The 20,821-nt window shown below is 42.5% G+C and carries 17 protein-coding genes and 2 pseudogenes; 8 read left to right on the forward strand and 11 right to left on the reverse strand.

From position 1 onward, the window contains the following. Positions 1-77 precede the first annotated feature (77 nt). From ACYRY3_RS22050 to ACYRY3_RS22065, 4 genes and pseudogenes are all read right to left on the reverse strand, one after another. Positions 78-911, reverse strand: a complete 834-nt coding sequence (locus tag ACYRY3_RS22050; protein WP_460203775.1) for a hypothetical protein — start codon at positions 909-911, stop codon at positions 78-80. Between the two features lie 132 nt (positions 912-1,043). Then, complete coding sequence (locus tag ACYRY3_RS22055; RefSeq protein WP_460203836.1) at positions 1,044-2,093, reverse strand: hypothetical protein; 1,050 nt, start codon at positions 2,091-2,093, stop codon at positions 1,044-1,046. A 122-nt stretch (positions 2,094-2,215) separates the two neighbouring features. Then, complete coding sequence (locus ACYRY3_RS22060; RefSeq protein WP_460203776.1) at positions 2,216-3,142, reverse strand: hypothetical protein; 927 nt, start codon at positions 3,140-3,142, stop codon at positions 2,216-2,218. A 292-nt stretch (positions 3,143-3,434) separates the two neighbouring features. Continuing rightward, positions 3,435-4,580, reverse strand: a pseudogene (locus tag ACYRY3_RS22065) (hypothetical protein); the annotation flags it as partial. A 13-nt stretch (positions 4,581-4,593) separates the two neighbouring features. Here ACYRY3_RS22065 and nifH point away from each other — a divergent pair. Further along, positions 4,594-5,445 (forward strand): nitrogenase iron protein, encoded by an 852-nt coding sequence (nifH, locus tag ACYRY3_RS22070; protein WP_460203837.1) that lies wholly within the window; start codon positions 4,594-4,596, stop codon positions 5,443-5,445. A gap of 266 nt (positions 5,446-5,711) precedes the next feature. Continuing rightward, positions 5,712-6,011, forward strand: coding sequence for an RNA recognition motif domain-containing protein (locus ACYRY3_RS22075; protein ID WP_460203777.1), 300 nt, complete (start codon positions 5,712-5,714; stop codon positions 6,009-6,011). A gap of 178 nt (positions 6,012-6,189) precedes the next feature. Here the strand turns inward: ACYRY3_RS22075 and ACYRY3_RS22080 are convergent, their stop codons facing one another. Next, entirely contained in the window at positions 6,190-6,804 is a 615-nt protein-coding gene (locus ACYRY3_RS22080) for a TetR/AcrR family transcriptional regulator (protein WP_460203778.1), read from the reverse strand. Between the two features lie 394 nt (positions 6,805-7,198). On the opposite strand from ACYRY3_RS22080, the gene ACYRY3_RS22085 reads away from it, so the two are divergent. The 4 genes from ACYRY3_RS22085 (at position 7,199) to ACYRY3_RS22100 (ending at position 14,347) form a co-directional block, all read left to right on the forward strand. Continuing rightward, positions 7,199-8,611 carry an HlyD family efflux transporter periplasmic adaptor subunit gene (locus tag ACYRY3_RS22085; protein WP_460203779.1) on the forward strand — a complete coding sequence of 471 codons (1,413 nt, stop codon included), beginning with the start codon at positions 7,199-7,201 and terminating at the stop codon, positions 8,609-8,611. 4 nt (positions 8,612-8,615) lie between these two features. After that, positions 8,616-9,809 (forward strand): ABC transporter permease DevC, encoded by a 1,194-nt coding sequence (devC, locus tag ACYRY3_RS22090; RefSeq protein WP_460203780.1) that lies wholly within the window; start codon positions 8,616-8,618, stop codon positions 9,807-9,809. 96 nt (positions 9,810-9,905) lie between these two features. Further along, entirely contained in the window at positions 9,906-10,607 is a 702-nt protein-coding gene (locus ACYRY3_RS22095; RefSeq protein WP_460203781.1) for a DevA family ABC transporter ATP-binding protein, read from the forward strand. A 191-nt stretch (positions 10,608-10,798) separates the two neighbouring features. Then, on the forward strand, positions 10,799-14,347 hold the full coding sequence (locus tag ACYRY3_RS22100; RefSeq protein WP_460203782.1) for a WD40 repeat domain-containing protein: 3,549 nt from the start codon (positions 10,799-10,801) through the stop codon (positions 14,345-14,347). A gap of 20 nt (positions 14,348-14,367) precedes the next feature. Here ACYRY3_RS22100 and ACYRY3_RS22105 read toward each other — a convergent pair whose 3' ends face one another. The 3 genes from ACYRY3_RS22105 to ACYRY3_RS22115 all read right to left on the reverse strand — a co-directional run bounded on the left by ACYRY3_RS22105 (position 14,368) and on the right by ACYRY3_RS22115 (position 16,589). Further along, the gene (locus ACYRY3_RS22105; RefSeq protein WP_460203783.1) at positions 14,368-14,544 is read right to left on the reverse strand and encodes a hypothetical protein; all 177 of its coding nucleotides are present in this window, start codon (positions 14,542-14,544) and stop codon (positions 14,368-14,370) included. 99 nt (positions 14,545-14,643) lie between these two features. Then, positions 14,644-15,495, reverse strand: coding sequence for a hypothetical protein (locus tag ACYRY3_RS22110; RefSeq protein WP_460203784.1), 852 nt, complete (start codon positions 15,493-15,495; stop codon positions 14,644-14,646). Positions 15,496-15,911: 416 nt separating this feature from the next. Next, on the reverse strand, positions 15,912-16,589 hold the full coding sequence (locus ACYRY3_RS22115; protein WP_460203785.1) for a sugar transferase: 678 nt from the start codon (positions 16,587-16,589) through the stop codon (positions 15,912-15,914). Between the two features lie 699 nt (positions 16,590-17,288). Between ACYRY3_RS22115 and ACYRY3_RS22120 the strand changes: the two genes are divergently transcribed. Next, positions 17,289-17,591, forward strand: coding sequence for a hypothetical protein (locus ACYRY3_RS22120; RefSeq protein ID WP_460203786.1), 303 nt, complete (start codon positions 17,289-17,291; stop codon positions 17,589-17,591). A 96-nt stretch (positions 17,592-17,687) separates the two neighbouring features. Here the strand turns inward: ACYRY3_RS22120 and surE are convergent, their stop codons facing one another. Together surE and ACYRY3_RS22130 are read right to left on the reverse strand one after the other, a co-directional pair. Further along, positions 17,688-18,377, reverse strand: a complete 690-nt coding sequence (gene surE, locus ACYRY3_RS22125; protein ID WP_460203787.1) for a 5'/3'-nucleotidase SurE — start codon at positions 18,375-18,377, stop codon at positions 17,688-17,690. Between the two features lie 357 nt (positions 18,378-18,734). Next, positions 18,735-19,565, reverse strand: a pseudogene (locus ACYRY3_RS22130) (manganese catalase family protein); the annotation flags it as partial. A 432-nt stretch (positions 19,566-19,997) separates the two neighbouring features. Here ACYRY3_RS22130 and ACYRY3_RS22135 point away from each other — a divergent pair. Further along, on the forward strand, positions 19,998-20,246 hold the full coding sequence (locus ACYRY3_RS22135; RefSeq protein WP_460203788.1) for a DUF7219 family protein: 249 nt from the start codon (positions 19,998-20,000) through the stop codon (positions 20,244-20,246). Positions 20,247-20,436: 190 nt separating this feature from the next. Here ACYRY3_RS22135 and ACYRY3_RS22140 read toward each other — a convergent pair whose 3' ends face one another. Further along, the gene (locus ACYRY3_RS22140; RefSeq protein ID WP_460203789.1) at positions 20,437-20,772 is read right to left on the reverse strand and encodes a hypothetical protein; all 336 of its coding nucleotides are present in this window, start codon (positions 20,770-20,772) and stop codon (positions 20,437-20,439) included. Positions 20,773-20,821: the final 49 nt, after the last annotated feature.

Consider the following 20,821-nt stretch of genomic DNA (forward strand, 5'->3'; position numbering starts at 1 on the left):
AAAAGCTTTGTTCTTAAGGCATTTATTAGTTAATGCAGGTTTTAATAAGGTAATAATCCTTACCTGGAACTTTCATTTTACCTAGTAAAGCTATCTGAATCTCCTATACTTTCTTGGCAAGAATTATTTCCTATCGAACCCCCATATCCATCCAGCAAACACAAATTACGCAATTCGGCTATCTCCATCTTTTCAGAACGCATAGCGTAAACTGCTTTTTGCAAGTCAGTCATCATATCGGGTTGTGGATGTGCGTAAGTATTGACTGCTCTCACAATGACATCTTTGTTAAAAGGAACTATGACTTTCTTATCTTCTTGAAAACGCTTTTTTTGAACTAAATCTGCAACTATACCAACTCGCCACAAACCGGGTTCAATTTTCTCAGGGCGAGAAATCTGTTTAATAATTAATTGGGCTGACATAGCCTGAGTGGGGTTGTTAGAGAAGACTTCTAGTGGGGTCAGGTCTGCAATTTGTCTTAAAAAATCCTTGCGTAAATCTTCTGATAAGGCAAAACTGGCAATCCAACTGCTTGTGGCAATTCTTTTGTTATAACCTTGTGGAGCTTTAATAGATATCCCTGCGTCTGGTAAAGGTTTTGTGGCTTGTTCAACGGTTTGTACTGGTAGTGTTCCAGACCAATTAAACATTGATGTCATTGTATTACTGACGAATTGGCGAATTGCTTGTGGTTCTCGTTCCAAATCTTCAGCTTGAGTAACAGTAACTGGTTTCCCATCAATAAGTTGTACAAAGGTAGGAGTTTTTGCCAGACTTAGTTGGCGAATAGTCAACCCTTGAACTATAAGTAGAAATAGAGTCAACAGATGCAGACCGAAGGTAAGAAGCGCAAAGGCTGCCAAAACGCTTCCCGTTCGCTTTTTTCTTTTTTCCAGTAAACTTACCATTGATTCATCCCCTTTTCCAATCTCCTATAAAGCCTTTTTTATTAGTAGCCTCTTCTGTCAAGTTTGTCTAATCGCCTACAATCAAAACTACTCCAAGATGTCCCTATTATAGGTATATAACCAAACATAACGCTATACCCTCTCTCTCACTAACGAAGCTGTATTGCTGACAGCGTTAAAGACTGCAAATCCTCCAGCAGCGGACAACGCCAAAGATAAAATTGGTGCTAAAAGTCCCAAAAAAATGACGAACCACATTAAGTCTGGATCGGCATTAGGATCTTCTGCAGGACCATTAACAATCACCGCAGCAGTTAACACAGCAATAACACTGAATGAAATTTTAGCAATTCCGGCAGATAAAAACCCTGTAAGCCATGCAAAAATTGGTTTTCCACCTACAGGTAGCAAAGACCCACCCACAGCTAGCGGACCTAATACTGCTAGCAGCAGCATCGTAGATTCTATCAGATTTTGGAAAGCAAATTGTAAGGAAATTAAAAAACTTTTGATACTGGTTTGTATTGTAGAACCTACGACAGAATTCAATGCAAGTTCCGATTCATTACCTGGATTATCTAGAACTAAATTTACTTTACTTTCTAGTCTGCTTATCCAAGTTCTATCACCATACAAACTTCTGTACTCAACCCATAGGTAGTCAATTTTCCTCCTAGCCTCTGCAAAGCATTGAGTTTGTTGTATACCAGTCAGTGTTTGACAAGGACGCAAGTAAGAACCAGCAATTTCTTCAGCAATGCTTAAATTAAGTGCTTGCTGGTAAGTTTGATTTGTGTCGCCTGCTTGCACTACTTGCTGATTCACAGTATTGATAAAGTTTCGCAACCCTAGTGTGAGATTAGACAGTATGGTTCCATTTCCGGGGTTGGCTAACAGTATAACGACAAGAAATGGCCAAATAAATGCTGATATTGGACGAGAATATTCGTTGTCTAAGACATCTCTCAGCCATTGCGTCATGAATACTAGCAGGGTTCCTACTGCAAAAAAAATACCTAAATTTGTTAGCGCTCCGTATATGTTATTACCAGTATTATTTTGTAATAAGTCCAACCACTGATTGTCCCAACTGTCAGCAATGCTTTGTGTGGTTGTTGCACCACCATTGAGAATATCATTAACAACAATTTGTGCGAGAATATTCAAACTATCAAGCCACATTTTTGCTCTCCATATCCAACTCCCTACTTCTAATAACCGACGAGATGCTCCTTCTAAGTCACTCTTATTGTCTTTCTTATCATTCCCAATTAAAACGAGGAAACGATAATACACGGGAGAATTTATTGTGACTCCAGATTTGTAGCGTCTGGATTCTGTACGGGTGAAGTACCGTTGTCCCCTACTGCTGTTGTCTGATTTCTAGCTCCCAGCAAATCTGCTTGAGACGTCGCTCTCAAAAGTTGCGCCGCTTCTGCAGATGCATCGACTCTTCTAGCACGATTTGCCTCTTCAATCTGCTGGGAAATATTTGCCAGATTTAAGTTTGAAAATTGCTGATATTGGTTCCCCTGTATTGTCTGAGCAAGGGTTTCTCCTAGCATTTTTGATTGCTCGCGCTGAATTATGAGGCTTTGCAACTGCATATTTGCTTGAGTTACATTTGCACACGCTTGATTAGCAACGACTCCAGGATTAAGATTATTATTAGGATCATTTACAGCCTGACAAGCAGAGGTGACAATTTGATCCAGTATGCTTTTGCTTTCCTCAGCATTTTCTACTGCTTTCTCGATATTCTCAACAGAATTCTCAACACTTTCTAATTTCGCTTTTGACCTTTCCTGTCCGCCTTCACCCAATACACTTTCCACTACACCACGAGTAATTTGGCGATGGATTTCATTGCTAGCTATTGTTGCTTGCACCCCTGGATTGTTCTCAAAGGTACCTGAAGAATTGTCAAACACTCGCTCGCGAAAGCGGTTTCCTGCTGCAATCGGGTTGGGTATTCTGCCTTCTTGCGTGTAATTGGATGCAGAATAGTCGATCGCATCTTGAATTTCTGATTCTACAACTCTTGAAGGATTGGGAATATTATCGTAATTATTTCCTGGATAAGTTTGATTACCCAAGTAAGATTGTAAATCTCTTGCGTATTCTTGAAAATCATCCCAAACCTTCCCTAAGGATGGCTGGGAGAATTGTGCCATAGCTGGTAACATTCCTAAAAATGCCAACGAGGAAGCCAAGATTATAGTTTTTCGCATAAAGAAAGCACCTAGTATAAAAAGGCTAAAGTATGAAGGCTAAAGGATGAAAGTAACGTTCATATTTTGCTCCTGTCTTGCACTATACGTAGAACTAAAGATCGCCGCTTAAAGCTTAAACCCGTTTAAACAGGTTTAAATCTTGACACAGTAAACTTTAGCTATTTGTCCCTATCAACCCGGAACTTATTTTAATGTGGGTTTTTAACTAGGTGCAAGATATGAATTTTGCACCAGCAATTTGTCAAACCCGTTAATCTCATACCACACCTACACGTTACAGCCCACGTCCTTAAGATCCCCGTAGAGAAGCTACTAACTGACGTGCAAAAACGGAAATTGCCTCATACTTATCACTGTAACGCTGCATACTTTCTGTACGTGCAGCTTGTTCGTGAGGATTGTTAGCAACAACTGCCAATTGTTCAAAACCAGGATAATAACGACAGAAAGTATAAATACCGTTGTCATCTAGCAACCATTGGCTGTACACGCCTTCTTTACGCGGGAAAAAGCTCTCTGAGGCATTGCGAACAATAATTTCCCGAGGATATTTTAAAATGTTCGTGAAACTATCCACCGCAACTGGCTGAATGCGACCAATTAATCGTGTTGAGAGGTTTTGCAAGATTTTTGATGCTGCTTTGGATTTGGCAATGGTGTCGGGGTCTTGTGCTGATAGAATAACCCTAATACCCGCTTTAGCACCGTTGGCACAGATTCTCCCAACCAAGCTAGCAATTTGCTCGAATTCAAAGAGAATTGGAGCTTCGTCGATGAAGAATATTGAAGATGGGCTGCTTAATGCGCGTCGCAATGCTGCTGAATATGCGCTCAAAGATAATATTGCTGCATCTTCATTATCAGATAGATTTCTGAGGGCAAAAACCAAAAGTGGAGCATCCGTAGGGAAGCTAGATGGTGCAGAAATAGCTTGTCCTACGCGGCTCGAAAGCCAAAACCGCAAGCGCAGGTGAATTTGATTGAGTGCATCCTCAACTCTGCCACCTACGGTATCTAGCTGCAGGTGTTCTGGAGAGCAGAATAGGATAAAATCGTTTAAAGTCGGGGTTTTTTGCCAAGCTTTAGTGCCAAATCCCTCTTCAATAGCCTCCCGATACCGTTGTTTTATACCCTCATCGGCAAAGAAAGCTCCTAAAGCCAAGTTGAGAATGGAACGCACTGTTTGCGTCAGCAACTGATTTTCAGCTGATGAGCCTAAAATCATTGTCATCAGGGCTGATTCTAGGAATCCGACATAATCCAGCATACGATCGCGCTGTTCATCTCGGGAGAGCGATCGCAAATCTGGCTGCTCAAACAAATTATTCGATTGTTTGGAAATATCAAAATACGCCCCATTCCTACCCATAAACTCCGTGTAATCGGTAAAGGTAGATGTCCCATCGGGTTTAGGGTAATCCAACGCTACTACAGGAGGTAAAGGTGGTATTGGTAAGTCTACTACCTCGCAAAATACCTTGGCAGCTATGGCAGAAATGGGTCAGCGCATTTTGATTGTAGGTTGCGATCCTAAAGCTGATTCCACCCGTTTAATGTTACACAGCAAAGCCCAAACAAGCGTTCTCCAATTGGCTGCTGAACGAGGCGCTGTGGAAGACATAGAACTCGAAGAAGTGATGCTTACTGGCTTTCGCAATGTACGCTGTGTAGAGTCTGGCGGTCCAGAACCTGGTGTAGGTTGTGCTGGACGCGGTATTATCACCGCCATCAACTTTTTAGAAGAAAACGGTGCATACCAAGACGTTGACTTTGTTAGCTACGACGTATTGGGTGACGTTGTCTGCGGTGGTTTCGCTATGCCAATTCGTGAAGGGAAAGCTCAGGAAATCTACATCGTTACCTCCGGTGAAATGATGGCAATGTATGCTGCTAACAACATTGCTCGTGGGGTTCTGAAATATGCTCACTCTGGCGGCGTGCGCTTAGGTGGTCTAATTTGTAACAGCCGTAACGTTGACCGGGAAATCGAGCTTATTGAAACCCTAGCAAAACGTTTGAATACCCAAATGATTCATTACGTACCACGTGACAACATAGTGCAGCACGCTGAGTTACGCCGCATGACCGTGAACGAGTATGCACCTGACAGCAATCAAAGTAACGAATATCGAACATTGGCGACGAAGATCATCAACAACAGCAACAATCTCAGCGTTCCTACACCTATTGAGATGGAGGAGTTAGAAGAGTTGTTGATTGAATTCGGTATCCTCGAAAGTGAGGAAAATGCAGCAAAGTTAGTTGGCAAGTCATCTGCTGAAGCTGAAGTCAAAAATTAAGTAATATTCTAGGGTGGGTAGCAGCCCACCCTGAAGCATTCGCCTTCGTCATCATCTGTACTTAAATCTTAATTGTTTATATAAATTTATATAACGTTTTTCTCGTTACCTCTGTGTAAAGTTATCGATTATGCCATGATGAAAGATGAGACTTAATTCGGTTAACAGCTTTTGTTTTTAGTATTAACAGGCTTTTTGTTTTTGGTATTGGCAAACGTTTCTCCGAAACTTAAATCTCCACACATTTATGATTTGGGAGACAATGTATGTCAGTTTATGTAGGCAATCTTTCTTATGAAGTGACAGAAGATAGTCTGAATGCTGTGTTTGCAGAATACGGTTCTGTTAAGCGAGTTCAGCTACCTACAGATCGTGAAACAGGTCGTTTACGCGGCTTTGGTTTTGTAGAAATGGGTACAGATGCTGAAGAAACAGCTGCTATTGATGCGCTTGATGGTGCAGAGTGGATGGGACGTGATTTAAAAGTAAATAAGGCTAAGCCTAGAGAAGAAAGAGGTTCTTTTGGTGGTAATCGTGGAAACAGCAGTTCCCGCAATCGCTACTAATCTTTGTAAATTTAGCAGTGGCTCAGGCAAAAATGCTTGAGCCTTTTTCATTGTCGATCGGTACTTTTCTTGAACGCACCCCAACCAACCTTGCCCCAGAAAACTTAGCAATTCTTAACAAAGATCGTTGCTATTAACGGTCGGGCAACCACGAAACTTCGTTTTGCCGTACCGATCTCTAAGCAGATTTCAAAATCAGATCTATCAACGCATCAACAACTCGTTCGCCCTCCATTGGAATAATCTCCTTACCGTGCATCATCTCCTGAGTCATCATAAAATGAACCAATGTGCCAAGGAGAATCATTGCTGTTGCTTCTGGATCGGCTATTTTGAGTTCGGGACGATCTGCCAAGTATTTACTGAGAACGTCGATCGAAGGCTTTATCAAGCTACTAACACACAATTGTGCTAATTCAGGAAAACGTCCGGACTCCCCTATCAATACTCTCTTAAAAGCACGATACTCTTCATCATTGAGCATTTCATTCAATGCTTTTAATGCCAATCGTCGCAGTACTGTTTTGGGATTTCCTTTTAAGGGTTCTGTACCAAAAACGGAATGAAACCTTTCTTGAGCTAATTTTTCTACCAATGCTTTAAACAACCCCTGTTTATCTTGAAAATGGCTGTAAACTGTTGCTTTGGAAACCCCCCCACGCGACGCTACTCTATCCATACTCGTACCGGCGTAGCCATGAGACAGAAATTCCTGCATCGCGCCTTGCAGAATCTGTTCAACTTTATCTACCGAACTATCCCGCTCAACTTCAGTAACTCTTTCTCTTACCATTTTTTATAGTCCTATCATATATAAACAATCTTATAGACCTTTGCTTATTTCCTGGTGTTCTCTAACATTAGACTTAACTTTCTGCAATATGTCCTAGGATAGGCAACATATACTACTCACAATCTCAGGGTTTTTCCTGTTGGCACAATCAGAACCTAAAATGCAACCTAAGATATATGGTTTAAGCACCCGCTCTTTGGATAACCTTACTTCTTAAGGTGTATTCATCAAAGGCAGTTTCTGTCTGTGTGCGGTGGTTGACTGCAGGAGCACAACTCACTGTGCCCTAGTAAGTGTAAATAAAAACTCCTAGAAACACAGATAAACTAAACTGAATAGTTTAGTTTATTATAAGACTAAACGGTTTAGTTTAACACGCGATGGAAGCATAACTATGCTGGAACACTCCAAGCTAGAGGGTTCATCTCCTTTAAAGCCTTTTTTCCGCCCACCTATTCTGATTGCTATTTTGGCAACTTTAATAGCCGGGGGAATAAGTCTATATACTGTCCAAAAATATCGGAGTAATGCTGCTGCAGCACAAAAGCAACTGGCAACCATTCCAGAGGTCAAAACGGTGACAGCGTTGGGGCGTTTGGAGCCAAAAGGAGAAATTGTCAAACTGTCTGCACCGGCATCGGCGGATGGAAGCCGAGTCGAACAACTGCTGGTTCGAGAAGGAATGATGGTTCAACAAGGGCAGTTGGTAGCGATTCTAGACAGTCGCGATCGCCTAAGTGCAGCACTAGCAGAAGCACAAGAGCAAGTGCGAGTGGCCCAGGCAAATCTTGCTCAAATCAAAGCAGGTGCCAAGCAAGGTGAGATAGAAGCGCAAAAAGCTACGGTTGCCCGCATACAAGTAGAAAAAGAGACAGAAGTAGAAGCGCAAAAAGCCACTGTTGCCCGCATACAAGCAGAAAAAGAGACAGAAATTGAAGCACAACAAGCTACAGTTGCTCGCATACAAGCAGAAAAAGAGACGGAAACAGAAGCACAAAAAGCGACTATCGGTCAGTTTCAAGCACAGGTAGACAATGCCCAAGCAGAATACCAACGGTATCAGAAACTCTATCAACAGGGAGCGATCGCGATATCTTTACTAGATAACAAGCGCTTAACTCTGGCAACAACACAACAACAACTGGCAGAAGCAAAAGCCAACCTCAAACGCATAGAAGCATCGCGAAACCAACAACTGGCAGAAGCAAAAGCCAACCTCAAACGCATAGAAGCATCGCGAAACCAACAACTAGCAGAAGCAAAAGCCAACCTCAAACGCATAGAAACATCGCGATCTCAGCAAATTAAGGAAAGTAGCGCAACTCTAAATAGAATTGCTGAAGTTCGTTCTGTAGATGTGGCAACTGCCCAAGCAGAGGTCAATCGAGCCTTAGCAGCTGTGAAAAGAGCAGAGGCAAATCTCAGACAAGCTTTCGTGCGCTCGCCCCAAGAAGGTCAAGTCTTCAAGATTCACACCCGTCCTGGGGAACTCGTCTCCAATGAAGGTATCGCAGAAATTGGGCAAACCAGCCAGATGTACGTGGTTGCAGAAGTTTACCAAAGTGATATTAACAAGGTGCGTATGGGACAGAGGGTGCGGTTAAAGAGTGATTCCGTACCGAATGAATTGCAGGGAATTGTTGAGCGAGTTGGCTGGCAAGTGCAGCGACAGAATGTGGTCAATAGCGATCCTACAAGTAATATTGATGCAAGAGTCGTGGAAGTTCACGTCCGACTGGACGAACCATCCAGCGTCAAAGCAGCCAAATTATCGAATTTGCAAGTTATGGCAGTGATTGAGTTGTAAAATCATGATTGGATTTATGTTTCAAGAAATACGGCGACGAACGCCGTTGGGATGGCTGCAATTAGCTCACCAAAAGGGTCGATTTTTGGTCGCACTGTCAGGTATTGCCTTTGCGGATGTTCTCATGTTCATGCAGCTGGGTTTTCAAACTGCCTTATTTGATAGTAATACCCGATTGCATCAAAGTATGAAAGCGGACATTTTTTTAGTCAGTCCCCAAGCACGTAACTTGGCATATTTGTCTACATTTCCTCGGCGGCGATTATTGCAGGCAATGGATGTACCGGGGGTGCAGTCGGCGCAGGGAATGTATCTTGGCTTTATTGACTGGAAAAATCCCCAAACACGTAAGGAAACTGGTGTGCTCATAATAGGGATCGATCCTAATAAACCGGCCTTTAATTTACCGGAAGTGAACAGTCAATTAAACGCCATTAAGATACCAGATACCGTACTCTTTGACCGTGGTTCTAGAGGAGACTACAACGAAGTCTTTGCTCAAGTAGACAAAGGTAAACCTGCTACTACCGAAATAGAACGGCGAACAATTACTATTAGTGGCTTGTTTAAAGTGGGGGCTTCCTTTATTGCAGATGGCAGCCTGATCGCAAGCGATCAAACCTTTTTGCGAATCTTTAGCAGACAAGAGGCAGGCAGTGTCAATTTGGGGCTCATTCAGCTAAAACCAGGTTATGACGAGGAGCAAGTCAAGCAAGTCGCAAATGCGTTGAAATACCATCTTAGAGGTAGTAATGATGTCAGAGTCTTGACAAAAGAAGAATTTGTTGAGTTTGAGAAGAATCATTGGCAGCAAAGTACTCCTATCGGCTTTATCTTCAGCTTGGGCGTAACAATGGGCTTCATAGTCGGCGTTATTATCGTTTATCAGGTTCTTTCCACTGATGTGAATGCTCATATGAAGGAATATGCCACCTTTAAAGCAATGGGATATCGCAATGCCTACTTACTAGGTGTGGTGTTTGAAGAAGCTATTATTATGGCAGTGTTGGGTTTTTTACCAGGAATCACCGTGTCTTTTGGGCTTTATTCCCTCACCAGAAATGCCACGAACCTACCACTGTACATGACTTTGGCGAGGGCATTTCAGGTACAGATACTAACCGCTATCATGTGTATGATTTCCGGTGCGATCGCAACTCGCAAAGTTCAATCTGCTGACCCTGCTGATATGTTTTAAAATGTCGTCTTTTGTCATGCGTCATTTGTCATTTGCTGCTACAAAAGACTAAGGACTAAAGAGTAATAACAATCATTACGAGTAATTTAATTATTTATGACTGGGGAACCTGTTATCACTGTCAAAAATCTTGACCACTTCTTTGGGAAAGGACAACTCCGCAAACAAGTCCTATTTGATATCAACTTAGAAATATACGCTGGTGAAATTATTATCATGACAGGACCCTCTGGTTCCGGCAAAACGACCCTTTTAACATTAGTTGGTGGATTGCGTTCTGCCCAACACGGAAGTTTGCGGGTATTAGGAAGAGAACTTTGTGGTGCAAGTGCAGAACAACTGACACTGGCACGACGCAATAACGGTTATATTTTCCAAGCGCACAACTTGCATAATAGCTTAACGGCAATACAAAACGTCAGGATGGGTTTGGAATTGCACAAGGGTCTTTCTCCAAATGAGATGTTAAAACGTTCAGCCGAGATGCTGGACTTGGTTGGATTGGGACACCGTTTAAATTACTATCCGGATGACTTGTCTGGGGGACAAAAGCAACGGGTTGCTATAGCCCGTGCCCTGGTCAGCCATCCTAAAATTGTCCTGGCAGATGAACCCACAGCTGCTCTTGATAGTAAGTCAGGTCGAGATGTGGTTAACTTGATGCAACAACTCGCCAAAGAGCAAGGTTGCACGATCTTGTTAGTAACTCACGATAACCGTATCTTGGACATAGCTGACCGCATTGTGCGTATGGAAGATGGTAAATTAGCAAGTGCTGCTGCTGCCGTTAGAGGTTAACAAGTAAATTATTAACAATAAATCTCTGTATTATTACTTAATAATAAACTTTTTCCTCCCATTCTTGTATTGGTCACAAAAGGCAAAATACGTATTTTTACTATAGATTTTAAAACTAGAGTCTAGTGTAAACTAGCAATGCCAACTTGCTTTCAGTAATTTTTACTAGAAGCAACAATTCACCAGAATCTATGAATCGGCAGAGTAAACGGAATCGTGGCGTTATACTAACTAGTGAAGGCTGGCAAAAGCTTCAGAAGGCTAAACGCAATGAAGAATGTCAGGCAAAATCTGGCTCTAAGTACACTTTAGAAGAAATTAGCGAACGTACTGGATTAACTGCAAACACAATCGCCAAGGTACTTAGTCGCCAAGAAGCAGTTGACAAACGAACACTACTTCACGTGTTCTTAGCATTTAACTTAGAACTGGATGCCTCCGACTATTCAAAGCCAGAGCCAAATCAAGCAGTACCTCAACGCTTAAACACTCCGAAGCGTATTGATTGGGGTGAAGCCGTTGATGTATCTGTTTTCTATGGACGTGCCTCGGAACTGTCTGTGCTAGAAAAATGGCTTATAAAAGATCGTTGTCGGGTGGTAGCATTGTTAGGAATGGGTGGCATTGGGAAAACCTCTCTGGCGGCTAAGCTGGTACACCAAGTTCAGGATGAGTTTGACTGTGTTATCTGGCGATCGTTGTACAATGCCCCACCACTTTTCGATCTACTAGCAAGTGTGATTCAATTTTTCTCCAACTTGCCATCTTCAGAAATTGACTTACCAACTAGTGTAGAACGCAGAATCTTACGGCTGATTGACTTTCTGCGAGAAAATCGCTGTCTGATCGTGCTCGATAATGCTGAGACGATTCTGCAAAGTGGTGCTATTGTCGGTTGCTATCGAGAAGGATATGAGAACTACGGTCAACTCTTAACAAGGATCGGAGAAGTCTCTCACCAAAGCTGTTTGCTGCTGACGTCTCGGGAGAAACCCAAAGAAGTCGCGTCTAATGAAGGTGAAACACTGCCTGTGCGATCGTTAAAACTGAGTGGTCTCAAAGCTAAAGAAGCACAGAAAATTATTGCAATCAAGGGAATATCCGGTTCAGAGTCAGAATTGAGAACGGTTGCTGAGCGTTATGGAGGCAATGCCCTTGCCTTAAGGATAGTATCAACGACAATTCAAGATGTCTTCAATGGTAATATTACAGAATTTTTAAAACAAAACACGGCTGTTTTTGGTGACATTCGCGAGCTATTGGAGCAACAGTTTTTGCGCTTACTGGATATAGAGCGTGAAATTATGTACTTACTTGCAATTAATCGCGAGCCAATGTCGCTATCAGATTTGCACGAAGAGATCGCAATATCATCAATGCCACAAAAAGTACTAGAAGCTTTGGTGTCTTTGGTACGGCGATCGCTAGTCGAAAAAAGTGGAGCGCTCTTTACGCTACAACCTGTGGTGATGGAGTACGTGACCAATCGACTTGTAGAGCAAATTTCTGAAGAGCTTCTCACTGAAAATATCCAGCTTTTTAGACGTCTTGCTTTAATGAAGGCAACTGCAAAAGATTATGTTAAAGAGGCTCAAAGTCGTCTTATCCTTCAACAAATCATCAATGGGCTTCTGACTAACTTTAAAAGCGTTATAAAAGCAGAAAATCTATTGATTCAAACTTTAGAAAGCTTAAGAGAAAGCGCGTTGCTAGAACAAGGTTATATTGCAGGCAATATCCTCAATATGCTTTGTCAATTACAAACAGATTTAACTGGTTATGATTTTTCTCACTTAACGATATGGCAAGCAGATTTACGGAATGTAACTTTGCACGATGTCAATTTTGCGTATGCTAATTTAGCTCAGTCTGTTTTTGCTGAAAACTTTGGTGGTGTTTTGTCGGTTGCCTTCAGCCCAGATGGAAAACTCATGGCTACAGGTGATAGCAATGGAAATATTCGCATATATCAAGTTACGAGCGGTCAACAAATTCTGATTTGTAAGGGTCATACCAATTGGGTTGTATCGCTAAGCTTTAGCCCTGATGGCAGCTTTATTGCCAGTGGTAGTACTGACTACACTGTGAGATTGTGGGAAGTTAGTACAGGTCATTGCCTGAAAATCTTACGGGAGCATAGCAATGATGTTTGGTCAGTGACCTTTAGTCCCGATGGGACTCTACTCGCAAGTGGCAGTGACGATCGGACGATTCGGTTGTGGGATGTGAGCACGGGTAGATGTGTCAAAATTTTGCGAGGGCACACCAACTGGGTATTATCAGTTGCTTTTACTCCCAATGGTAAGGCGTTAGTGAGTGGTAGTGACGATCGCACCATTAGATTGTGGAACATAAGTACTGGACAGTGCCTTAATATTTTCCAAGGGCATCTTGATGGTGTCAGGTCTATTGCTCTGGGTCCTGATGGCAAGACATTAGTGAGTGGAAGTGAAGACAACACACTGAAGTTATGGGATCTCCGCACTGGTAAATGCCTGAAAACTTTACAAGGACATACCGATAGAGTCTTTTCAGTTGCCTTCAACTTGAAAGGTGATATTGTAGCCAGTGGTAGTCACGACCAAACGGTAAGGATATGGAGTGTAGCCACAGGGGAATGTCTGAGAATTTTCACTGGGCATACTAATTGGGTGTTTTCAGTTGCTTTCAGTTCACAAGACAATATTTTGGCTAGTGGCGGTTACGATCGAACAGTGCGGTTGTGGAGTGTGAATCTCGGTGAATGCTTGAGAACTTTCCAGGGATATTCCAATCAGGTCATTTCAGTTGCTTGTAGTGCAAATGGGCAGATGTTAGCAAGTGGTAGTGAGGACCGCAGAATCAGGTTGTGGAACCTTAGGACTGGTGAATGCCTCAAAACTTTTCTAGGGCATTCCGATTGGGTATCTTCACTCACATTTAGCCCAGAAGGCAATACCCTAGTCAGTTGTAGTGGGGACAAAACAATAAAGCTATGGAATGTCAATACGGGTCAAGTTTTAAGGACTTTACAAGGACACCGCAATCGAATATGGTCAGTTACCTTAAGTTCTAATGGGCAGATGTTAGCAAGTGGCAGTGAGGATCGCACAATTAAACTATGGAATGCCAGCACTGGTGAATGCTTACAAACTTTACTGGGGCATGGTGCCGCAGTCTGGGCAGTAGCCTTTAGCCCTCAAGGTACAATACTAGCCAGTGGAGCATGGGATCAAACGGTCAAGCTATGGGATGTTAGTAGTGGTGAATGCCTGAGAACTTTCTGCGGACATACAAATTGGGTTTGGGCAGTTGCCTTTAGTCCAAATGGTGACATATTGGCAAGTGGGAGTGTAGACCATACAGTCAAGTTGTGGGATGTTAGCACTGGTGAATGCATAAGAACTCTTCAGGGACACAAGAGTTGGGTTCGGTCAGGTGCCTTTAGCCCAGATGGCAAAACATTGGCTAGCAGCAGTCATGACCACACTGTAAAGTTGTGGGATGTGAGTACTGGTGAATGTCTGAGAACTTTCTACGGACATACGAGTTGGGTTTGGTCAGTTGCCTTTTGTCCCGATAGTCAAGCTCTAGTTAGTGGTAGCGAAGATGAGACAATCAAGCTTTGGGACATTAGAACAGGTGAGTGCTTAAAAACTTTAACAGCCAAAAAACCCTACGAACGGATGAACGTTGTAGGGATCACAGGTATAAATGATGCAGCTCTTATTACATTAAGAGCTTTGGGAGCAGTTGATTGAACTTATGTTTCCCAGTCTATTTAGAGACCACCAATTATATCGCTCGCAAGCCCTTGCTTGAATTCATCGCTCAAGATATCGTCCAATTTAATTTCTTCCATGTCATTCAAAACTTCAAAGTTGATACTCATCAAGAAGCTAACAAAATCCTGGTTCAAAGACTGCTGCTCAATATTGGTAGTTGTTGTAGTTGTCATTGTTTTCTCCTTACGGTTGCCCCATACAGTTCAATATGGGAATTGTTAAATTTGCCGTCTTATCCGGACGAAGTGTTTTTTGTTTTCGAGTCACCCTTGTTAAGGTGACTCAAATGGTTTCAAAAGCCGTTGGAGTTCGACCTCCGATATGTAGCCTTGCTTAGGGGGACTAAAGCACAAAAGTGCCGTTTCGTAACAGGCTGCAGCTACGCGGGCACGCTCTTCAGGAGTAAGCCCTGCAACCATTTCAACAGTCTCTTTCGTGTGCTCTAAATCAGAGCCCACACGACTGTGTACGTGCAGACATCGGGTGGCATTTGTCCCTGCGGGTAACAAAGTCTCTACCATCTGGATAAATTCTTCTCCGATGCCCATCACAAGGCGTTCCATCGTGTAACCATAACCAACGCATTCTATTGGATCTGGAGTTTGCACGCTCTGAGTAAAGAAATTCACTAAAGCGACAGCAGCTGGAGGAACGAGTGTTTCCACCAAAGCTTCTGCTTTGTATCCTAAAGACTGGATATCCAGCAAGGCGAGTTGGTCGTGACCTCGTTCTTCTTTGACCTTTTGCGCCGCCCACTGAGCCAAACGCTCGCGACCTGCCGAAACAAAGCGTTCTCCTGCCTCCTCCATGAGTTGTGGGGTAAAATGGGTCAGATAGTAGGAACCGGCAAGTTGCCAAACCCAACGCGCACGAGTCAATGCTGGCGGTCTTTGGTTGAACGAGACAGTCGCACGAGCAAAAGCTATGGCTCCGTCCAATAGTTTTTGGGTTGTAGCTACGCTGCCCGAAACGGCCATCTGTTGGGCAAAGGGGTCGCTACTCCCTGCGGGAATGCGATGTACCCACGCACGGTTGGTAGTTGCTACTACCACCTTGTCAGGAGTAATACGCGCCCATTCAAAATCAGTGTCGGGTGCTACTGTAACTGTATTGGTTTGACACATATCGCAGCATTGCTCGTCAGTTAGTTCACAGCTCCTAGTTATCAGTTGATTCACAGATACTTAGTTGCACGTATAGCTTACTCTCTTTACGAAAGCTTAACCACTCAAAATCACAAATTTAAGAAGTGAAGATAAGTTTTTTTTATATTATATTTTCCTCACCTGAAGTTCCTCTCATCTCAAGCTGAGCAACAATCACTTCCCGAACTTGCTAAGTGGCTCGTCATCATCACGAAAAAATCTTATACGTGCAAAAATAAGAGGGCAATCCCTACTTAGGGTCACCCTCTTTCTATTTGGTATTGCTGATTGGGATTCGCGTAATAACAGTGGCTTGTATTTTACCAACCTTCTAAGCGTTATCCAGTATTCAGTATTAGTTGTAAACTAACCAATAACAAGTCGCGGCTGATTTCTTAGAAAGCTCCAACTCGACCCAGAAGTATGATAAATGTTCTGGCAATCAAAAACAGGTCATATAATGGAGACCACTTTTTCTGATACTGCAAGTCGAGATCTACAATTTGCTCAAAATCTTTTACGTGAGAACGCCCATTGACTTGCCATTCCCCAGTTAAACCTGGTTTGACATTTAAACGTTGCCAGTGGCGTTGGTTGTAGTGCATCACCTCATCAGCTGTTGGAGGACGTGTACCTACCAAACTCATTTCGCCTACTAGAACGTTCCAAAATTGCGGTAATTCGTCCAAGCTTGTACTTCTTAAAAAACGCCCTACTCTTGTCACCCGGAAATCATTTTTATTCTTAAAAATGAGCCCATTAGCTTCATTTTTTACTGATGATTTTAATTTCTCGGCATCCAAGACCATAGAGCGAAATTTTCGGAGACGAAAAGTGCTGCCATGCAACCCGTAGCGTTCTTGTGAGAAGAAAATTGGACCGGGGCTATCAAGTTTAATTGCGATCGCTATTGGTACAAACACAATTGCAAGCACAAATAACCCTACCAAGCTTCCCAAAATGTCTAAAAGACGTTTAAATCTGGAATTTACAGAGGGGTGAGGATTGAGTTGCAAATCCCAAGTGTCAGCAGTTGCACCGTCTATAACAGGTGTGTATGATATCTGGTACATTATCGAGCCAGTGAGCGAAAAGCGTAGAATTACGTAGCTTACTTTGACTATAAACTTAGAATCCTAAAAGAAAATCAGGCTCAACAGTAGTTTCACTGAATCTTCATCCAGAGACATGGGATCATGATTTTTTATAAATTTAATATAAAGGAAAATAAATATAACTTATGAGGGATGAATTATGAATAGAAATCTGGCAAATTTGGGTTCTATGTGTTAGAATTCTCTACCATATCAGGTATACCGCTAAACGTTAAAGTTATATCTGAAACACGCAAACAGCAAGTCAAAAATATCCCTCTTTAATTGTGAATTGCTCGCTCAACTATTATGTGGGATAGCGTAATGGATGCAGGTTGCAGGTGTCAGATGTGAGCTACGGTAAAAGTCAAGTTTTCACCGAGACAACAGTAGCGTTACTTTTTAGCGGAAGCATTGAGACACAAAGGATGCTTTACTTTGCTTTGAAGGAATCTGAATGAACAAAGTTTTTGTTCCGTTTTCTTCATTCTCCGAAAAATTACCTTTCTCTAGAATCTGGCAGTCGCTCTAAATTAAGCGTTTCTACCAGTGTTTTAAAGGAGATCGCATAATACTATTCAATCAGCAAGGTTCACCCTTTGTGGCTACTTGTAATTTTTATTTCAAATTTAACAGCAAATTTACTGTAAAACTCACTCAAATTGAGGTGCAAAAGAAATGGTACTCGCAGGGTCTCAAATTAAAGTAGGTAGATTGGAATCCATCGTGGAACAAATTGGAGAAGCTGTACTTGCGACCACAGAGACTATCGAACGTCTCGCTGAAAGAGTAGATACCCTTAGCGCCCAAGTTGAAGCACAAGGTAAACAACTACAGCAGCAAGGATATCAAATTTTTGCATTGTGCGATGCCGTGCAAACTCTTGCTGACACGCAAGATGATTCACTGCAAAAACTCACACAACTTACGGGAACTTTGGATCGCCTGATGACCTTAATAGAAGAACCATCTGAAGGATAACATGAATCAAAGTGTTAAGGATGAAGAATAAAATATCACTCATTTCTACTTTACACTTTATCCTTAACACTTTGTCCTTCTCGCTTGATGAATTAGTTAAATCTTTAACTTAGTCACGGCAACTTTACCAGAGAAACATATATCCACATCGCTGCCTGGAGTGCGATCGCGCTTGCCATACTCTCCAACATAATAAAAATTATCACCCTCAATTCGGTAGTTGACGGGTAATGGTTTGGTGCAAGGTTGGCAAAACACAACTTCTGGATCGGGTTCTTCAGGTGAGAGATGGGGTAAATTAACATTCCAGAAAGTTTCCGGTTCGAGAGGGCGATTGCATAAGTCAGCTAAAACCTTAGCTGTCCATCGTGCAAGGATATCCCAATCTACAACGAAATTGCGTTTGCGATAGTGAGAAACCGCAATTCCAGGAATTCCATGCATTGCAGCTTCTCTGACGGCGGCGACAGTGCCGGAAATGTACGCATCAACTCCCAAATTGCCACCAGCATTGATACCAGATAACACGAATTTGACTTTTGGAGAAATATGTGTTATGGCAATTCTGACACAATCAGCGGGGGTGCCTGCGATCGCATACTCATTATCCAAGCGACGGTACACGTGAATTGGTTGAGTTGTGGTCACTTGGTGTCCGCAGCCAGATTGATGGTCGCGAGGAGCAGCAATAATTGGTTCTTGAGCATCTATAGTTTGAACGGCTTTCAGGAGTGCCCGAATCCCAGGAGCATCGATCCCGTCGTCATTAGTAAGAATCAGAGTCATGAATTGTTGTGGTTGGCAAAGAAAAACTATTTGAACTGCTTCTTAACTATGACATTTGGGAGAACCAGATAGCAGAAGTATCAACTCAGTTATGAGTAGATGAAGTGATGAAGCGTTTAATGCCAGAACACAAACCTATCTTGTTACCTTACACTCAAGGCATTCAGCAAACATTTTTTGATGCCCGTTATCGAGTACGTAACTAGCTATGTAGAGACGTAGTATGCTACGTCTTTACACCGTCGATGCGTGCGTCATTACCGATAAAAAAACTGACATGCACTTGAACGCACATGCCAGGAAATCGAGTGTAATTTGGAGCGATAAGTAAAACGAGGAACTTGAGAGCGTCAGCGATTATCTGTTAATAGTTGTGCGATTAATCAAAGGATCGCTGCCATTACCTTGAACTTGTCCTGTCGCAGCTGTGGGTGAGATGGGTGTGCCATGCAGTCGTGGATCTGCTTGTGGAGGAGTGGGTTCCGGTCCGAGGGGTTGGGGATTTTCAATATACTGGAATTCCCCCTTGCCATCTGGAGAAGGACCTTTTGCCCAGCGACCTTCAGCACTTTCAGTACCTTCGGAGTGGTTCCAGAACTGGTATGCAAACTCGCGCTTTTCCAATTCCAATGGGAAGGAACTGGGAACGGGTGTGACTTCCAATCCGGATTCTTCGAGATCCTTAATAGCTGCTATCCACTGGTTCTGATGCATCGTGTCGCGAGCTATCATGAAACTTAAGGTATCTCTCACACCAGAGTCGTTAGTCATCTCGTACATTCGCACTGCTTGCAGACGCCCTTGAGATTCAGCGTGGAGATTGGAACGGAAATCAGCTAAAAGGTTTCCACTTGCAACGATGAAGCGCCCATTCCAAGGGTAACCCACACTGTCAGCCGCTTGAGCACCCAAACCGGAGACAATAGCGTGTTGGGGATTCATTGCTGCGCCGATAATATCTGTAATAGTATCGTATGGCTTAGACCCGCCCATCACTGCTCCTACAACTGGGTCTTTTGCGCCCTCTTCCTGCAATTGAATGGGTGCCTTATCCAATAAGTGAGCAATCATGGTAGCCAGCATCTCAACGTGACCGATTTCTTCGGTACCGATGTCCAAAAGCATATCGCGGTATTTAGCAGGTCCGCGACAGTTCCAGCCTTGGAACAGGTACTGCATCATCACGGTCCATAGATGTAGATGTAGGTAGGGCTAAAGCCCACCACAACGCCAAGATGGTGGGCTTTAGCCCTACCTACAAAAATCGGTAATTTTAGAGCAGAAAAGGAGTAGTTGAAATTATCTACTAATGGGGTAGACTAATAAATAAAATTTATTAATACTAAAAATAAAAGTATTTGCTTTTATCGTTTTTTTAGCTTAGAAAGGAATAAGGGGGTTAAAATACTTAGTAAAAAAAGCTGTTCGTGTAGCGTCTCCTCTGGAGAAGTATAAAGGCTGAAGGATGAAAGTGACAGGCTTATACCGTCAGCTTGACAACAATTCCCATTTGTGGGCCTTATTTTCGCGCCGTGTGTACTCGTATAAGAGGTGAAATATAAAACAAATGACAAGCAAACAGAGTTTTCTCGATCGCGTTCTAAATTTAAGAGGTGGATTATGTCACAGCAAATAGACAAAGAAAATTTTCTTTATCAAAAGCGAAGCTATCAAGGTCATTTTACGCCAGAGGCTTTGATGTTTAATGCTAACCTACAGGAATTTGCAACACGAGTTGGTTATATCAGCAACTTACAAACTCTTGGAAAACTTTCTCCAGAGGATTCTTACCACCGAATTGATGCGCTTTGGACACAGTTAAAATCTAGCTATTCTACACTCGAGTTAAATTCCAATACTCACAAGTAGCAGTAACAATTAACATTTTTTGGCTTTCTTCTTAAGAATCATTGCTTCACTTAACACCCAATTCCTCGATTTCGTCTTAGCCAATAAGCTAACAATCTACTCGACTGCCTAAATTAAAATAGCGGATAGCTGATGGATGAGATAGCTACCACGCCATGTCTAAAACAGAGAAGCAACAAATACAGCCAAATCAGTGTGAAGCGCCGAATTTCTTGTAATTGCGTAGTTGCTCTACTATATAGTTTTCCAGTTCTTGCCTTTCTCGGTTACTGGCATTTCTGTGATAAGTTCTTCCTGTTTCCTGAATAAACTTACGTTTCTCGCTTTGGGAAGATTTGAGTTTTGTACCCGGTCCTTTGAGGCTGTTCTGTAACTCCTCCCAAGTTTTTTCACCAATAGACTCACCAAGTTGTACCAGTGCCTTAGGTAGTAATCTTTTGGCTTCTTGACGGATATCATCGTCTGTCTCAAGAGAGAGTAAATCTATCTTGCCAAAGTCAATAGTAATTTGTTCAAATCTACTCATCACAAAATTCCTCATATAGGGACTGGCACCCCAGGTAAACAGTTTAACC

This window comes from Scytonema sp. NUACC21 (assembly GCF_054684315.1).

Coding starts and splice junctions, on each gene's coding strand:
- ACYRY3_RS22050 (WP_460203775.1), bottom strand. CDS start 911: ATGGTAAGTTTACTGGAAAAAAGAAAAAAGCGAACGGGAAGCGTTTTG.
- ACYRY3_RS22110 (WP_460203784.1), bottom strand. CDS start 15,495: ATGTGTCAAACCAATACAGTTACAGTAGCACCCGACACTGATTTTGAA.
- ACYRY3_RS22055 (WP_460203836.1), bottom strand. CDS start 2,093: ATGTGGCTTGATAGTTTGAATATTCTCGCACAAATTGTTGTTAATGAT.
- ACYRY3_RS22140 (WP_460203789.1), bottom strand. CDS start 20,772: ATGAGTAGATTTGAACAAATTACTATTGACTTTGGCAAGATAGATTTA.
- ACYRY3_RS22075 (WP_460203777.1), top strand. CDS start 5,712: ATGTCAGTTTATGTAGGCAATCTTTCTTATGAAGTGACAGAAGATAGT.
- ACYRY3_RS22105 (WP_460203783.1), bottom strand. CDS start 14,544: ATGACAACTACAACAACTACCAATATTGAGCAGCAGTCTTTGAACCAG.
- ACYRY3_RS22085 (WP_460203779.1), top strand. CDS start 7,199: ATGCTGGAACACTCCAAGCTAGAGGGTTCATCTCCTTTAAAGCCTTTT.
- surE (WP_460203787.1), bottom strand. CDS start 18,377: ATGACTCTGATTCTTACTAATGACGACGGGATCGATGCTCCTGGGATT.
- ACYRY3_RS22095 (WP_460203781.1), top strand. CDS start 9,906: ATGACTGGGGAACCTGTTATCACTGTCAAAAATCTTGACCACTTCTTT.
- ACYRY3_RS22100 (WP_460203782.1), top strand. CDS start 10,799: ATGAATCGGCAGAGTAAACGGAATCGTGGCGTTATACTAACTAGTGAA.
- devC (WP_460203780.1), top strand. CDS start 8,616: ATGATTGGATTTATGTTTCAAGAAATACGGCGACGAACGCCGTTGGGA.
- ACYRY3_RS22060 (WP_460203776.1), bottom strand. CDS start 3,142: ATGCGAAAAACTATAATCTTGGCTTCCTCGTTGGCATTTTTAGGAATG.
- ACYRY3_RS22080 (WP_460203778.1), bottom strand. CDS start 6,804: ATGGTAAGAGAAAGAGTTACTGAAGTTGAGCGGGATAGTTCGGTAGAT.
- ACYRY3_RS22115 (WP_460203785.1), bottom strand. CDS start 16,589: ATGTACCAGATATCATACACACCTGTTATAGACGGTGCAACTGCTGAC.
- ACYRY3_RS22120 (WP_460203786.1), top strand. CDS start 17,289: ATGGTACTCGCAGGGTCTCAAATTAAAGTAGGTAGATTGGAATCCATC.
- ACYRY3_RS22135 (WP_460203788.1), top strand. CDS start 19,998: ATGTCACAGCAAATAGACAAAGAAAATTTTCTTTATCAAAAGCGAAGC.